Annotated in this window: 13 protein-coding genes; 10 read left to right on the top strand and 3 right to left on the bottom strand. The window is 36.7% G+C overall.

What is annotated here, in order from left to right; translation table 11 throughout:
* Positions 1–602: 602 nt before the first annotated feature.
* Positions 603–1,661: a flavin-containing monooxygenase gene (locus AB3N00_RS27310; protein WP_110821636.1), complete on the bottom strand. Its 1,059-nt coding sequence runs from the start codon at positions 1,659–1,661 to the stop codon at positions 603–605.
* Positions 1,662–1,794: 133 nt separating this feature from the next.
* On the opposite strand from AB3N00_RS27310, the gene AB3N00_RS27305 reads away from it, so the two are divergent.
* Both AB3N00_RS27305 and AB3N00_RS27300 read left to right on the top strand, forming a co-directional pair.
* The gene (locus AB3N00_RS27305) at positions 1,795–2,163 is read left to right on the top strand and encodes an ArsR/SmtB family transcription factor (RefSeq protein WP_110821637.1); all 369 of its coding nucleotides are present in this window, start codon (positions 1,795–1,797) and stop codon (positions 2,161–2,163) included.
* Positions 2,150–4,279 carry a heavy metal translocating P-type ATPase gene (locus AB3N00_RS27300; RefSeq protein ID WP_110821638.1) on the top strand — a complete coding sequence of 710 codons (2,130 nt, stop codon included), beginning with the start codon at positions 2,150–2,152 and terminating at the stop codon, positions 4,277–4,279. Before AB3N00_RS27305 ends, AB3N00_RS27300 begins: the two co-directional genes overlap by 14 nt.
* 279 nt (positions 4,280–4,558) lie before the next feature.
* Here AB3N00_RS27300 and AB3N00_RS27295 read toward each other — a convergent pair whose 3' ends face one another.
* Positions 4,559–5,413 carry a cupredoxin domain-containing protein gene (locus AB3N00_RS27295; RefSeq protein WP_181429896.1) on the bottom strand — a complete coding sequence of 285 codons (855 nt, stop codon included), beginning with the start codon at positions 5,411–5,413 and terminating at the stop codon, positions 4,559–4,561.
* Between the two features lie 692 nt (positions 5,414–6,105).
* Here AB3N00_RS27295 and AB3N00_RS27290 point away from each other — a divergent pair.
* From AB3N00_RS27290 to AB3N00_RS27280, 3 genes are all read left to right on the top strand, one after another.
* The gene (locus AB3N00_RS27290; protein WP_110821640.1) at positions 6,106–7,266 is read left to right on the top strand and encodes a hypothetical protein; all 1,161 of its coding nucleotides are present in this window, start codon (positions 6,106–6,108) and stop codon (positions 7,264–7,266) included.
* The gene (locus tag AB3N00_RS27285; RefSeq protein ID WP_413037355.1) at positions 7,238–8,203 is read left to right on the top strand and encodes a hypothetical protein; all 966 of its coding nucleotides are present in this window, start codon (positions 7,238–7,240) and stop codon (positions 8,201–8,203) included. Before AB3N00_RS27290 ends, AB3N00_RS27285 begins: the two co-directional genes overlap by 29 nt.
* Before the next feature lie 381 nt (positions 8,204–8,584).
* Positions 8,585–8,989 (top strand): dual specificity protein phosphatase family protein, encoded by a 405-nt coding sequence (locus AB3N00_RS27280; protein ID WP_110821643.1) that lies wholly within the window; start codon positions 8,585–8,587, stop codon positions 8,987–8,989.
* Between the two features lie 111 nt (positions 8,990–9,100).
* On the opposite strand, the gene AB3N00_RS27275 is transcribed toward AB3N00_RS27280, so the two are convergent.
* The gene (locus AB3N00_RS27275) at positions 9,101–9,817 is read right to left on the bottom strand and encodes a hypothetical protein (RefSeq protein ID WP_110821644.1); all 717 of its coding nucleotides are present in this window, start codon (positions 9,815–9,817) and stop codon (positions 9,101–9,103) included.
* Positions 9,818–9,982: 165 nt separating this feature from the next.
* Here AB3N00_RS27275 and AB3N00_RS27270 point away from each other — a divergent pair, with 165 nt between their 5' ends.
* The 5 genes from AB3N00_RS27270 (at position 9,983) to AB3N00_RS27250 (ending at position 16,937) form a co-directional block, all read left to right on the top strand.
* Positions 9,983–10,318, top strand: coding sequence for a hypothetical protein (locus AB3N00_RS27270; RefSeq protein ID WP_110821645.1), 336 nt, complete (start codon positions 9,983–9,985; stop codon positions 10,316–10,318).
* Positions 10,319–10,474: 156 nt separating this feature from the next.
* Positions 10,475–11,278 carry a TnsA endonuclease N-terminal domain-containing protein gene (locus AB3N00_RS27265; RefSeq protein WP_110821646.1) on the top strand — a complete coding sequence of 268 codons (804 nt, stop codon included), beginning with the start codon at positions 10,475–10,477 and terminating at the stop codon, positions 11,276–11,278.
* A 12-nt stretch (positions 11,279–11,290) separates the two neighbouring features.
* Positions 11,291–13,447 (top strand): Mu transposase C-terminal domain-containing protein, encoded by a 2,157-nt coding sequence (locus tag AB3N00_RS27260; protein WP_110821647.1) that lies wholly within the window; start codon positions 11,291–11,293, stop codon positions 13,445–13,447.
* A complete protein-coding gene (locus tag AB3N00_RS27255) occupies positions 13,437–15,173 on the top strand; it encodes an ATP-binding protein (protein ID WP_110821648.1) in 1,737 nt (578 codons plus the stop codon). Before AB3N00_RS27260 ends, AB3N00_RS27255 begins: the two co-directional genes overlap by 11 nt.
* The gene (locus AB3N00_RS27250; RefSeq protein ID WP_110821649.1) at positions 15,174–16,937 is read left to right on the top strand and encodes a TnsD family Tn7-like transposition protein; all 1,764 of its coding nucleotides are present in this window, start codon (positions 15,174–15,176) and stop codon (positions 16,935–16,937) included.
* The last annotated feature ends 27 nt before the right edge of the window (positions 16,938–16,964 follow it).

Genomic DNA, 16,964 nt, shown 5'->3' with positions numbered 1-16,964 from the left:
TGTTATTTAGGACATAAGGCTTATATCTACTTCCTTTATTCTTATTCGTTAATTTATTTGATTAAAAAGTACTTTTAACGATAATTTTAATCAAAATATCTGAGGTGGAGGGCAGGCAGGACTTGCTTCTGGGTATCATTTATAGAGGAAAGACGTTTCCCTTCTTATCTTTGAAACAGATGGAGAAGCAGCAAGCATGACTCATGGTTACGATGTTTGACGCTAATTTCAACCGCTGAATGTCTCTATCGGGCTTTATCGGGGTCAAGAATATACTTGCTAGAAAGTCGCCAAGTTTTTTGCTTTTTTAGGGTATCAAGTTCTTGTCCCAAGCTAAGGACAAGAACTTATTGCCGATTAGAGGGCATTCTAATCAAGACTAGCTCATAAATACAGCAAATGGACTAAAATCTTCGGGTCCTGCTCTTGATATTGCTTCTGTTCTAAATTAGTTTTGATAAACCGCACTTCCATTTGTTAATGGAGTAAACAATTATGGTGCTGTTCATTTATGTTCGACTGCCCACATTTTTTTTAGGAGTTATCGTTTTCTATTCACGGTCAATAAACTCACGCGCAGCATAGGAGATATCTAAACTCAATTATTGGTTAGTAGTTAGAGTTAAATGATCAACGATTCTTTGAGCATCATATTTTACCCAGCCCAACAGTGCTGAGCCTCTAGAACTTTGCCATGGTAACCCGACATAGTACAGTCCAGTAACTTGGGAAATACCTTCATTATGTTGAATTTGACCAAATGAATCAAATGCATCCTGAATATCAATCCAATTATCATCTCTCATAAATCCAGTAGCCCATATTACATTATTCACCTCGACCCGAGCTCCATCCTCAAAATAAATATAATTGCCACTAGCGTTCAGTGTGCGAGGAGAAAGATTTATTTTTCCACTTTTAATTAGTTGTCTTAATTCAACTCCATACACTTGCTCAGTCTGGTTTTTCAGCCATCTCCCAACTGGACTCTGAGTGTTAGCACGAAGAAAACCGAGTTTTTCAAAGTACCAGAAAATGCTTCGATTCATGATATACAAGGGTTTGAACGAAATTTCACGTGCTACGGATATGTATACTGAATTGTTTTTAGTTTGATCTTTTGCTAACTCCACTGCTATTTGAGCACCTGAATTCCCACCACCAACAACCAGCGTGCTTCCAGGGCTTAATTGATCCGGATTTAAGTATTCTGAAGAGTGTAACTGTATAACGCCCTCTGACAAGGACTTAGAAAAGGGTGGAACTCTTTTCACTTGAAAGGGACCTGTTGCAACGATAATTTTGCGCGCCTCCATAATACCATCGGTTGATTCTACTATGAAGTGATTATCATTCTTCCAAAGTCGTTTAATTAGACATTTCAGCTTGATCGGGAGCTCCATGTAATTTGCATATGATTCAAGATAACTGGCAATCTCATCTTTACTCGGTAAACCATTTTTATCCCCATTCAACAGCATTCCTGGTAATCCATCATACATACGAGGCGTAAAGAGATGAAGTGATTCGTAGCGGCGTCGCCAAGAATCGCCTATTGATGATGCAGAGTCCAGAATCATAAAGTTTAGACAAGTTTGTTTTAAGTAATACCCTGCGGCTAATCCTGCTTGTCCAGCACCAATAACTAACACATCGTACATAGTTATCCTCCTTAAATTGAGTTAATACAAGCTATTCGTTCGCTATCAATCAAACTTCCGTTTGATTGAGTTATTATAATATGGTAAGGTAACAATAATCAAACAAGAATTTGATTGAGTGGAGGGTATATTTATGAAGGATAGTTGTGAAATCTACTGTTATGACGAGCCTAAGGTTCGTAAAGTGCAAAAGGCATTGGAACAGCAAGATATAAAAAGCATGTCCAAGATGTTTAAAGTCTTGGCAGATGAAACTCGAATGAAGATTGCGTTTGCTTTATGTGAAGAAGACGAACTTTGTGTATGTGACGTCGCCAACATTACGGGGTCCTCACTTGCTACCGCATCTCACCATTTGAGGTCGCTAAAACAGCTTGGAGTAGCTAAATACAGGAAAGAAGGAAAGTTGGCGTTTTATTCACTGGAAGATGATTACGTACGCCAATTAGTTCATTTAGCTTCAACACATAGCAAGGAGTTGATGACGCATGCAACAACATGAGGAAGAAAAAAGTAACAAAGAGGTCTATCGTGTACAAGGGTTTACCTGTACAAATTGTGCTGGTAAATTTGAAAGTAACGTAAAAAATCTTCCTGGTGTCACAGACGCACAGGTTAATTTTGGGGCAGCCAAAATTACTGTTATGGGAAATGCAACGGTCGAAGAGTTAGAAAAGGCAGGTGCCTTTGAAAACCTAAAGATAACACCTGAAAAACAACGGATAGTAGAAAAGAAAGAGCCTTTTTGGAAAGAGAATTGGAATGTGCTTTTGTCACTTTTGTTGATGGCGGCAGGTTATTACTTAGCCTCGTATTATGGAGAAGAAGCACTCGTTCCTGCGTTAGCATTTGGTGCAGCTATAATTATTGGCGGATATGAACTGTTTAAAAAAGGGATCAAGAACTTATTTCAGCTGCAATTTGATATGAACACGCTGATGACTGTTGCCATCATTGGAGCAGCTGCTATCGGAGAGTGGGGCGAAGGTGCTGTTGTTGTGTTGCTCTTTGCCATTAGCGAAGCTTTAGAACGGTATTCAATGCAAAAGGCACGTCAGTCGATCCGTTCACTTATGGACATTGCACCTAAAGAAGCTCTGATTCGACGTGGTTCTGCTGAAATGACCATAAGTGTTGATGATATCCAAGTTGGAGACGTAATGATCGTCAAGCCAGGGCAAAAACTAGCTATGGATGGAGTTGTAATAAAAGGAACATCGACGTTAAATCAGGCAGCAATCACAGGCGAGTCTGTTCCTGTCGCTAAAACTGTTGACGATGAAGTGTTTGCCGGTACCCTAAACGAGGAAGGATTGCTTGAAGTCAGAGTTACCAAACATGTTGAAGATACAACAATCTCAAAAATCATTCATCTCGTGGAAGAGGCACAAGCTGAACGAGCACCATCTCAAGCTTTTGTGGACCGGTTTGCTAAATACTACACGCCTGTCATTATGGTAATGGCTTTGGGCATCGCCACTATTCCGCCTTTGTTGGGTGGAGACTGGGGAGATTGGATATATTCTGGGTTGTCCTTGCTTGTAGTAGGGTGTCCTTGTGCCTTGGTTATATCTACACCAATTTCGATTGTTACGGCTATTGGAAATGCAGCGAGAAACGGTGTATTGATTAAAGGGGGCATCCATCTTGAAGAAGCTGGGCGCATTTCGGCTGTTGCATTTGATAAAACAGGTACCCTTACTAAAGGATTCCCGGAGGTAACGGATATTACTGTTTTTGGAGAACATAGTGAGGTTGAGATGCTTTCCATTGCTGCTGTAATTGAAAAAGGGTCACAACATCCATTAGCATCAGCCATTGTCCGGAAAGCGGAACAAATGGGTGCCGATCTCTCCATTTCAGTTGATCACTTTCAATCAATTACAGGGAAGGGTGCCAAAGCTTCGGTTGGGCAACAACAATATTATATTGGTAGCCCTAAGCTATTTGATGAACTGGAAGCTGATGTTTCCGGTACAATACGTGAGCAGATTGTTAAACTTCAGATGCAAGGGAAAACGGTAATGGTGCTGGGGACGCATCAAGAGGTCATTGCCTTAGTTGCCGTGGCTGATGCCGTACGTGATTCCAGTAAGGCTGTTATTAGTGAATTACATTCTATAGGCGTAAAAAAGACAATCATGCTCACTGGTGACAACCAAGCGACAGCTAATGCAATTGGGCAGCAATTAGGTGTAGCAGAGATTAAAGCGGAACTGTTACCTCAAGACAAATTGGATTACATTAAGCAGCTCCGGGGAGAGTATTCCCATGTAGCTATGGTGGGCGACGGAGTAAATGATGCACCTGCACTTGCGGCTTCCACTGTGGGTATAGCCATGGGTGGCGCAGGTACGGATACTGCTCTTGAGACGGCCGATATCGCACTAATGGCAGATGATTTACGGAAATTGCCCTACACTATCCGTTTAAGTAAAAAAACACTGGCGATCATTAAACAAAACGTGGGCTTTTCATTAGGGATAAAGTTGTTAGCTTTAATACTAATCGTTCCGGGATGGCTTACTCTATGGCTTGCTATTCTGGCTGATATGGGAGCAACTTTGATTGTGACCCTTAACAGTTTGAGGCTTTTAAAGATACAAAAAGAAAAGTAATACGATCTGACCGCTAAAAGGCGGTCTTTTTGTGTAAATACTATACTCCTTACTTACGATTGAAATACCCTACTCGTTAGCTTAATGAAAAGACAGCCGACTAATTAGTCGGCTGTCTACTTGAATTATAATACTGCGTTCTATTGGGTCTCACAACAAACTTATGCTTCTAAGTTGCATTAAAAAAAGAAAGCATGACCCCCCCCTTTAAAACGGACATTACAAGCCAAACTATGGGATAATAGCGTTTTTACTGTGCGGAAACCAGTCGAAACTCGATTATACAACTGTAATAGTCCCATAATACATATACATACCACAATTGAAATGGTATGTTCCAGGTTTCAAATTATCTAAAGTAATGAAGTTATCTCCCTTTTCAAGGTAAACATCAATGCCTAAATCTGTAGATCCAACACTTTTTATACACGTATAGCCTGATTGTTTTATGAAATTTAACTTTGTCGGAACACCGGCTTTGACTACAATATTTTCTTGGATAAAGCCATTGGTTTTTACATCTACTGAAATAACTTGATAGCCTGCATTTTCTTGAACAGAATTCTGTTCCTTAATTTGAGAAGAAACTACAGAGGTTCGATTATCTTGATACTGATTAAATAGCAGCAAACCCACCGATACAGTTCCAAAGGCAACAGTTATTATTCCTGCGATAAAGGGCACGCTAATCCCACTGCTTGTTTTTTTATCGGTTTCATTTGAATCTGAACTTGTTATTTGAAGAATCACACATATTATAAGGATAAATAGGATATCAACAAACAATGCCATGATATAGGTAAAACCAAGCATAGATCCGAGCATGGCTCCCATCATTCCACCCATAATTCCAGCTAACATTCCATCTAACGATGCCAGTACACTCACAGGTTTTCCTGTAAAGTAACCGGTCCCCAAACCGAATAAAATAGCGATGATGGAAGGGACAGCCAAATCATGATCAAACACAATGCCTAGTTGAAAACCAAGGGCAAGACTAGACATCATTCCAATGCTCATGGCGATCATCATTCCATGCATACCTGTGACTCTATCTTTTCGTCTATAGGTTTTCAACACGACGTACCCGGATAAAATGGTAATCATCACTATGCTTAATAATGTAAGTAACATTATCATAAGCCTCCCGATATATAAAATTTTAAATAAACGTGTACTACACATTGTAGTGCATTTATAAAAACAATGCAGTTTAAATTCGAAACATTCTCTAATTATTCATAAAATTTTAAGTAAATAGCTCAAAGAAGGAAAACTATTCGGGTATGGGATTTATCCATAAAGGCTCTTACAGCTAAAACAAGTAGGGGATGGATGCTCATCATTTACTGTGTGTAGGTAGGGGAGATATGTAGTTAGTCGATAGAATATATTAGAGAATATATTCGCAGTGAAGGAAATTTGCTGATAAGTCTGTCCTACCTTTAAGCACCTTCTGCACTAACCTTAGATTATATATTCTCATACCTTGGTGATATATACTAACCTTCCTTAACTAAAATAATGGAAGGTTTTTCTCATTGAGTTTAATATCAAAGAAAGTCAAAGGGATGTGCATTGACAAGCAGAAACAATATGTATCCACCATGGGACATATATCTTCGAAAATGGAAAGGATATATTTCTTTATCATATATTGTATGTTATGATCCATAGGAAAATAGTATTAAATATTGATACATATTTAAAGTAATCTTGTTTAATCGACGAAGAATTGAATTCAATTCTTATTATTCTTTTGAACATCCTAAAAGCGTAAAAATTATGATACTCTGAGTAAAAATTGATTAGACGGAGTGACTATCATGGACACTATCAGAACTCGTGCCCAACTAGAATTATTATTTGATAATATCCTTACTAGGAATCATACGGACCATGCAACATATCAAAAATATGGTTATGGTCGCAATGCATTAAAGACGTATATTATCGAAATACATGAAATCAACAAACAAACTAATTATGATTCATTGCTGTCAACACTCTTGTCTAAAGCATTGGAAGTTGATGATAAATCTAAAGTTATTGAAACTGAAGAAGAATCTCTCTTAAGGCTACATACAAGTGATGGGGACTATTTTATTGATACTACATTTAGAAGATATGTTATTCTTCATTCTGCTAGTTCAACAAAAATTACTGATCGCTTTATTAGAAAGTTTCAAAATACAAAGGGCTTAGATACATTATGGTTACCTGTTCCCCTCTTACTTCAAACCATAGACTTCGGAAAGCTTTGGGGTATTGGTGTAAAGTACAAAGAGGCTTTAGAAGATTCTCTTATTGAAGGAAACGACAGCACAGAAGATGTCCAAGATGTAAGTTTGAATATAAATAGACATTTTGCAAAGAATTTTTTTCAAATTCTCATGAAATCAGAATTTTCCCATATGATGGGTTTATCTAAAGTCTCTCTTTTAAGAAAAGAAGATGAAGGAGAAAATGTACAGAAATCTAGCTTCATTATTGATGATATTAGATTTGATGGAAAGATAACTGCTAAGGGGAATTCTTACTCAAATCATTCTCAAGTTGTGCATAATCTTGTTGATTTATATAGTTCAGCAATTAGCAATATTGAGAGTTACGGTCTTAGTTTTGAAGAAGGATTTTTGTCAGGAACCCCAATTACAATTAAATTCAGTAAGAGGGTTCAACCGAATAAATTGGTTGATTTCTTATTTTCAGGAGAAGAGCCATTTCGATTATGGGGAATGCCTAACGATCTAGGACGCGACCAATACCGTGTGTATGCAGTTGACATGCATCATGGAAATTCAGGCGCTAAACTGACTTTTGAAATTGATCAGGAATTTATCCGAGTATCTTTACCAAAGTATTCTTGTGGCAATACAATTCTTAGGCTTCTCGCTAATATTAATCACTACATCGATGCGATGGCCACTTTGGAGGTAGGAGAGTTTGGACTCAAGGTTGACTTATCTAGAGCAGGACTTAGTTAACATTCTCGCAAGCATGACACTTAATATTGCCAATTATCCTAAAGTTTTTTTCGAGGCAGGTTATAGAATTGAATTTACTGAACGAGAATTTGATGTCCAACAGAAAGGAAAAGATGTTGAAGTAAAATTTGATTTGGTGTTAAACAATTTAGAAAAAAACCACGCAATTTCTTTTGAATGTAAAAGTGGGAAAACTGAAGCTAAGCAATTGAGTAAATATGGTGAATTATCACCTCAAGAAATGGTTGAAAATGGGGGAGTATCTTCGAATGATCTATCTACACACACCCATGATATTGCCATAGTTTATAATAAAAATAACCATGAATATATCATTGAGGAAACAAAACAATATGATTTTATACTGTTTTCTGTTTCAAAAGAACCAACTCTTATTGCTTCTACCGGTAAGACTATATATGACGATGACTTAGAATTCTTTTTTTCACAGCCAATAGATTATCCAAGTTTCATACATGAAGTCTTCAAAATTGGTGCCTCTACTCCAAAATCAAAATATATTTCTCTTGTTTCTGCAAGCCTTGTCGAATTATCCCTTAATGATAAAGAAGTTTTCACGCTGCAGGATCTAGCAGCTTCAGTTGCTACAACTTACCCGGGGCTTTACCCTACGAAATTAGGAAAGCGACTATGTAAAGAAATAGAAAATAAGATTGAAATAGTTCTTAATGACGGTGTACAACATGAATTAAAAGGTTTTGTTTCATGGGACTCCAAAGCTAAATCTGGTAGGCTTATGAGAATCAAGCCTGGTTGCAAACCGTCGACATTTAAGACTTTCAGGGATCTGGCTCAAGAAATGTCGGAGAGACTGAGAACAAATTCCCCAATTAATCCGAAATATAAAACCAATAGAGAAAAAATCTTTGAATCTCAAGTCACTATTGATGATTTAGTTCCAGAAGGACAACTATAATCTGAATTTCATTATGGAGTATTTGAAACTCATTGGTTTTCCTATTTTTATTGCAATTGCTTATTGTGAATGATGTAACCTTCTTTATATTCACAATAACCCGCCAGACCTCCATTCACATATTACTTGCAGAAACTCTTGTATTTATTTCTTTAACAATGATGAGGAAGCTGCCATTTGGCAGTTTTTTTGTAATTTGTAGGATATTTAAAATTTTGAGGAGTATAAAAGATACCCTTATTCAAGCTCTGCTCAAAAACTAGTAAAAATTTTCAGGTTCTCTGAGTTGATATGATGATGGACTTGAACTCGTCGTTAGCGGAGGCCCAAGCTACTGTTAGGAACAACTAGAGAAGGGGAGAATAACGATGTCTAATTATCATGAAAGGTAAAGTATATATTGGGGGAGCAGATGCTGCTCTAAGTGCGATCAAGGAGCAAGGTGTAACTGAGGTATTTGATCTCCGAGATGATGGTAAGGCACAAGAAGGATTTCCTGATTCACACCGATATCATTATCCAATTGTTGAAAATCGGAATGATCAGGAAGAATCCATCAAGTCCGCCATTCAAGCCGTGACTGAAGCTGTTCAGGAAGGTAAAAAAGTATTCTTTCACTGTGCTGTTGCCCGGAACTGTACGGGTACAGTAGCTACAGCTCTTTTGATGAACGTGGGTGAAGCTACTACAGTTGAAGAAGCTGAAAAACTCGCAATAGAGAGACGTCCGGAAATTTCAATCAAGCCTGAAATGCGTAATGTGCTCAAGAATATGTTTGGAGCGTAGACAAGCTTATCAAAAGACGTTGTCATTGTGAATGACAACGTCTTTTGATATCTGTACAATAACAAGTTGATTTTCATATTAAGTTCTAAAAGTTCATATGTATAACTGGCTTTAAAACTTAGGGAAGGATTTTACTGTGCGTAAAATTCTAGCAATTTCGAGATAGTTGTTGGGTTTAGAGAAGATGAACAATTCAACATTTTGTCTCCACACCCAAATCCCCATAGGAAGGAGAATAGCAAACAAAACTAAAGGAACAATTTGATCAATTTCTGTCCAATTTAGGTATTTGCTTACTGTTTCATTCCAGAAGGGAAAGATGAAAGCTGTAAAAATAGCAAAAGGAACCCATCCATTTTTTTTAATTGTGTCCCCTTCAATGGAATAATAAGCAATGAGATCATCTAGTGCATTATAATCGTAATCATTGTTCTTCAGATAATAGTAAACTTGATCACATCGAATAGAGAAGAGAACCTCTCGATCCAGCTTAAATTTACTCTTACCAATCAGAAAAGCTAAATCCTTGTACTGTGATTTGATATGTATACGAGAAGACGAAATTGTAGCTAACATACAACAAAGAGAAATAACCAATAAAGCAACCATAGTTATTCCGTACATAGGGCTTAGGGTCGTGTTCCAAAAAGCTATTAAAATCCCAGAAACGATGAGCAAAATAACACTGGCTGCTAGTGAGAGTAGAAAAATACCTTCAAACCATGTTGCACGCTTATTGAGTAGCTTATTTTGCAATGTAATATCCTCGAAGCAAATCTTGTACAATTCTTTTTTTAATTTTTGATCTTGAACTGAGTGTCTATACATCTCTATCAACTCTCCTTTATATACCTTATCGGAGGAAGATAATATAAAAATTACTGTTGGGATGAAAGCAAAACAAAAATAATTAAATTGATATAACGATAATATTGTATATATTATCCGTATACGGATATAAAGATAGTAATAAAGGATAGGGGAGGATGAAGGATGGATGATAGAGTTGTGGACCAGGAACAGTTCGCATTAGTCACAATACAAGGAATTTGTTTCCGAGATCAATACTACTCTTGTAGAGAAGCCTTGAAGGAACGCTGGTACGAGAAAGCGATGATTAAGGGCTGGATGATAACTATCTATAAATACAATGTACATGAAGACAAACTGATTCTAAGACCTAGTCAAAACAAACCTGATATTATTTGTAGTCGTATCAACGATGTAGAAATCAGTACAAAGAATAGGGAGGCATACTTTACACAAATGCAACAACTCAAGAGGATGCCACGAAGAAAAAGGCAGAGAAAGGATCGTAACAAGCTGTAGATGTGAGGAGAATGGATCTAACTTGCCTATTAGACAAGTTTTTACAAAAAGAGTTAAAAATACTATTTATCTGTGATATGATGAGGAAAATATACACCATTAGAGAGACACATAACGTCAAGGTTATGTGTCTTTTCTTTAAGGAGAGTGTGAGAAATGTCAATTAATAAGACTCACGTTAATCGATTGAAGGATGGACGAGGGCAAGGTAGAGGTGAACAGTATGTTCCATTCATCAAAGCCAATGACAATAAAGTAGCTTCGGAGGGATGGCTTACCCGTACTTTAGGGTGGCACTCTAATCGGATACATCACACACTCTCAAAATATGAATATCAATATTTAATTGTTCAGGATTGGTCTGATCAAGTTGTAGACATTAGGGAGCAATACCCTCTAACACCCATTGAAGCTACTCAGGAAATTGCAGCGAGGCTGAATATCAAACATCCTCAAGTTAAAGGAGAGGATGTAGTTATGTCCACTGACTTTATGCTTACTACGATGAGTGTACATGGTGAGCTTCAGGAGCACCCACGTACCATCAAACCTACTAATAAATTGAACAAAAGAACCTTGGAACTATTCGAGATTGAGCGTCAGTACTATAAAGAATTGAATTTAGAGTGGAAAGTTGTTTTTGATGTTGGGAGGCCTATTTCATTCATACGAAACATTGATTGGTTATATGACGCGAAACGATTGGAAGGTAGGCCAGGTATGGATCTTGAAATGGTTAACATGTTAGCAGAACCTCTACTATATAAACTTCAATCTCTCAGTCGGACAATGTCCATAAGCAAAAAGTGTCTTAACTGTGATAATCAACTGGGTGTAGAACCTGGGACATCGATGTTTATGATAAAACACATGTTAGCTAATAAGAAATGGACAACTTCAATGATGGAACCTATACGAGAGAGTGCTCCTCTTCAAATTGAACGTTCAAAAAGTAAATAGGTGGTGTAAATCGTGATTTATATTAACTCTGTTGTTGCTTTTCAAAAGTGTATTTCGGATGAACATGAGGAGATCTCGCTTGAACGGGTTCTCTGGATTTCCCCTGATCAATCATACGTGGTATTAGTAAACATAGATGATAAGCGTAAATTACAATTACCCTATTTTCGAGATTATGGAGAACTGCTTCGCTTACTTGAGATGGAGGAAGCGAGTATTTCCTCTTATGAACCGGATCTATTGTTTTTAAATCCTACTGATGAGTATTTAAACAAATATAGAGCTGAGAGAGACCAGAAATTTGACTTAATAAAATCTATTGCTAATAAAGAACCAGAAATTTTCTGGAGCGAATCAAGGGGGAAGTTAATTAGAAGTGAATCAGATCGAACAGGAAAACCACAGAAAACAATATATTTACTACTGAAAAGGTATTGGTTCTATGGGAAATCAATTAATGGTTTATTACATGACTATAACGATGTAGGGGTCACGGGAGACAAGAGAAGAATAAACATAAAGACAGGGCCAAAAACAGAAGACCACAACTTTATTGTGACAGCTAAAGATAAAGAAATATTTAAGTCTGCTATAAAAAAATATCATTCGGCATTGAAAATGAATTTAACTGCTACGCACAAACATATGTGTGAGGAGCATTATAATGAAGGATTCTTTAGAAAGCATGAGATTAAGGTCCCTATTGTAAATATGACTAATTGTCCATCTATAAAACAATTCAGATATTGGTATCAAAATGAATATAACAAAAAAAGTCGTTTGGCTGCCAAAGTAGGGAACCGTAAAGCAGAGATAAGAGCCAGAGCTCTTCTGGGTTCACCTACTGAGGAAATTCATAATCCGGGAGCATTATATGAAACGGATTCTACACCTGCTGATGTAATTTTACTCTCTTCTGATTATCTTACAGCCATTGGGAGACCTCATGTTTATTTTGTCAAAGATGTAATGAGTCGTTTAATTGCGGGCATGCATATATCTAAAACGAATTCCTGGGCAGAAAATATGATGGCGTTAGAAAATGCTTCTACAGATAAGGTGGAGTTTTGTGCTAAATATGGAGTGAGCATTAATGAAGAGGATTGGCCATCTAAACATCTTCCTCAAAAGATCGTAGGGGATCGTGGAGAGATGAAGAGCAAGAATTCGAATAATTTAGTGAATTTGAATGTTCGCTTAGCGAATCCTCCTTCGTACCGAGCAGATCTGAAACCATATATCGAACAGCAATTCAGAAACTTTTGTGGACGTGTAAAAGAACTGATACCAGGAGCAGTCCATAAGGAACATCGTGAAAGAGGGGAACTTGATCCTTCCAAAAAGAGTGTCTATACCTTCGAGGTATTTACCAAGATCGTTATTTTATTTGTACTAGAGTATAATCGCAAAGCGCTTAGTGACGATTTTCTAGTAACCAGTGAAATGGCTAGAGATAATGTGGATTTAACACCAATTTCCATGTGGAATTGGGGTGCTAAGCGAAGCTTACTCCATGAAGAACCTCGAGACCTGATTCGATATGTTCTCTTACCTAAAGAAGAGGGAGTTGTAACAAGGCGTGGTATTAATGTAAATCAACTAAATTATGCATGTGAGCTTGGGGTTAAGGAAGGTTGGTTCGAAGATGAACAAATAGAGGGTAAACATCAAATTGAAGTCAGCTACGATCCTAGAAACTGCAGCAGTATTTTCATTCGACTCAAAAATGGCTCGATTGTGCAATGCAGTCTAACGGCAAAATTTAAGGAATATGAAGGTATGCATATTGATGATGTGAAATCTATACTAAATTTCAAAAAGAAAAAATTACAAATGGCAAAAAACGAGCGTTACCAAATTGAATCCGAATTAGATGCTGCTGCTAAATATTTGACTAAGTTGGAAAGAGAAAAAATGAATGAGAGACAAAAGGGAATGCCAAAGTCTAATAGGTATAAAAATAAGCGGGCCAAAAGAAAACTAGAGTCTCGTATTACTGGAAGTGAGACTTCTTGGACTGCCCGACGTCAAACGGATGAGAAGACTTTTACATTTACTGAATCTAAATCAACGTTACAGGAAGCTTATACTTCCAATCCCCCTTTGAGTAAAATGCAACTTTTTCTCTTAAGTAAAAGTAAAGAGAGGCGGTTACCGAATGAACAATAATTCGGATCGATATGTATATCTTAAAGGAAGACAAATAGAGGCAGAGTATTATCCACAAATCATAGAGGCATATCAAAATAATCCACTCATAGAAGCTATTCCTCCTAGATTAACTCAAGAGCAACTTTATCAACTTTTATATTCGGTACCCCGATTTACAGGTGATCTATCTCAACTTGATGATGAAGAACGACTAGAACTTGTCCAACAAATTAAACCGATGTATTGGCAACCCCTTGTATCCCATTTCGAAAAATACAGAAATCTATATACAATGATTAAGATTGGTTATCAATCTAGGAATCCCATTAGTCCCATGTACCAAAGACAACTTTCCATTGGCTTAGATAAAATATTGTCCGCTGGAACCAATGAATATGGAGAAAATTTAATGGGCAATGTTCAAACAGCTCAACAGATGGCTGATATAGGGTTGAGTGGAATGGGGAAATCTAAATCCTACGAGAGAGTTCTGAGTCTAATACCTCAAGTTATTCACCATACCAGATACAAATCAGACTATTTAGCTTGCAAGCAGGTGCTATGGCTTCATATCGAGTGCCCAAGTAATAAATCTGTGGGTGCACTTTGTCGTAATTTCTATTTTGCCGTAGATAAACTCTTAGGCACTTCTTATTATGATGATCTTGCGGAGAAGGATGGTCGAGCTGAGGTGCTGGCGAAAAGAATGTCAAAAGTAGCTGGTCAAATTAATTTAGGTGTGCTTGTTATTGACGAAATCCAACGAATTCATAAAGGACATTCTGGTGGAGAAGCAAAAATGATTGATTTCATCACCGAACTTACCAATTCTATTGGGATACCGATTATTATGATTGGGACATTTAAAGCGTTGTATCTGTTTAAGACATCTTTGGCAAACACAAGGAGGGGGATACCAGATGGTTATGCAGAAAATATAACAGATCGAATGAAGGATGGCGTTGAATGGGATTTGTTTGTACAAGGTCTTTGGGATCTGCAGTATACCAAAAAATTCACTCCTCTTACACCTGAATTAAAGGCAGCGTTGTATTATCATACCTTAGGAATTCCCGATTTTGCAGTGAAACTGTTTATGCATATTCAGTGTCATGCAATATTGTATGAGGAAACAGAATCAATCACTATAGAGATGCTAGAGTCGGTAGCAAGTAAGACTTTCCGACTGGTTCAACCTATATTTGAACGTATACGGGGAGAGGAGGAAGTTGATCCTGATGAATATGAAGATTTGAAGCCCGATTGGATTGTTTTCAAAAAATATATCATGGATGCTCAGCATCGAATAACGATTGACGGTCAACTTTCTGAAGAACACAAGTTAATTTTAATCCAAAATAACCGCAAAGTATTAATTGACCAATTATGTGCCTTTGCAATGAAGATGGGAACTACGTCTGAGAAAGCAATGGCTTTTTCAGAGCAGATTGAATTAGAGAATAGAAATGAAAAAGTCGATGTAGAACTTCTGTATTCCCTGATCGCGCAGAAGGTTCTTGCATATAAAGACTCAGAAACAGAAAATAAAGTAGATCCAATCACAGAAAGTAAACCTCGAAAAGCCAAAATAAAAACTAAAGGAACCTTAGATGCAGATGATATACGTTTCATTTCCTATGGAGCTAATAGACAAGAGAGAACCATTGATGAAGCTCTCAAGCTAGCTGGACTTGTCGCAACATTTGACGAGTTTGTTGAATTTGCTATTGAGGAGGAACAATAGATGGGGAAGATTATTTATTTCCCACCAACATATCCAGATGAGGACTTTCGTAGTATTCTTCATAGGTATTATTTGAGATCTGCAAAAACATTCACTAAGTGTAAAGTGGAACTTTTAGGCGGAAATTCACCACAAAAGGTGGTGTATCCCATAAATCTCACACAAATATCACTAGAATTAGGGGTATCAGAAGATTTTACAGATAAGATCATTGAAAATCACACTTTCTTCCCCGTAGTTAAGATTTTTCTCACAAAGATACAACAAGAAAATTTATTACAAGGAATGAAAATATATTCATTAAGAAAAAAACTACTGAACAAAAAATTCAATTCTCAAATCAGTAAAGTGGAAAGATATTGTCCTGAATGCATGTTGGGAGATTTTACTCAGTATCAGATAGTTTATCTTCATAGAATGCATCAATTTGTTTTTCTAAGCCACTGTTTAAAACATGGTGGAGAACTCATTTCTGTATGTACTCATTGCGGAGAACGTTTGGTTCAAAAAGATGGAAAAGAAATGTTAATAAGTCTTAATTGTAACTATTGTAATCATTATATCCCGATAGATAGGGATGTAAGAGTTGAAAATATAGATCAAGAAATACGAGACGATATTGAAACATTAATGAATGAAAAAGAGACAGGAATAAACTTGTTATACTTTAAATTTATGATGTGTCTTGGGGCTCGAAATTATATCGATTTTAGAGGAGAGTTTAATTCAGACAAAGACATAATATCCAATTTAACTGAGTTCTACGGTGAGAATTGTTTATCTAAATTTGGTCTATCAGAAGAAAAATTAATTCGAGAGTTTAGGGAAAAACGTTTATTTAACAAAAGTCACATGGGGAATTTTATTGTTATATACATTCTATTGATGCGATTCTTATCCGGATCAGTAAAATCATTTCTTAGTCAAACCGAAATTTATTCAAATAAAATCCCTTTTGGCACTGGTCCTTGGCAATGTCTCAATCCAGTGTGTACTTATCATAATAAACCTGTAATTACCAGTATAAAACGCCAAGTACATGAATTAGTCACTGGGAAATTTAAATGTTCATATTGCGGTTGTATCTATGTTAAAAAGATGAAATCTAATGAAATGGAGACATCTGAATATGTTATTGAAACATGGGGATCTTTATTTGTACAGAAAGTAATTGAATACTGGGATAAAGGATTAAATTACACAGAAATTAGTGAAGAGCTAGGAATTAAAAAGAGTATATTATACAAATACATGAGGCCTTTTGTTGATTTAAAAAGAAATGCACTTTTAGATAATGAAAAGGATGTCTTATTGGAAGTAGCTTATGCTGAAGCAAATCTTGAAAAAGCAGATAAAGCAGAAAAATACAAAGAGGTTGTCATGGAAACCATAGGGGCACTTGGTCCTGGCACTACCCGATCTCAAATTTCTGCATATACACAAACTCAATTTTCCTGGCTAATGAAGTATGAAAGTGATTGGATGGAGATGCATCTTCCTTCAAAAGAAGCATCTGCTAAAGAGATTAACACTGAAATCTTAGACAGTGAAATTTATGTTGAACTAGAGCGAGCAATTGTTACAATTTATAATGCTAATCCGGTTAGATGGATAGATAGAGATTCCATTCTTGAACTCCTCCCAAGAATCAGAAGAATCCAGTACAATCGAAACTTGTCCTTACTGCCGCGTAGTAGAGCCCTTCTTGAATCAAATATCGAAACAGATGAAATGTATAAAGTAAGGAATTCTCATATGAGATGAGTTTTTATCCTTTAAGCAATGCAAACA

The sequence above is a fragment of the Paenibacillus xylanilyticus genome (assembly GCF_047246825.1).
Lineage (GTDB): Bacteria > Bacillota > Bacilli > Paenibacillales > Paenibacillaceae > Paenibacillus > Paenibacillus xylanilyticus_B.
Note: the sequence above shows the minus strand (reverse complement) of the source record. Positions and strands in the feature narration are given on the sequence as shown.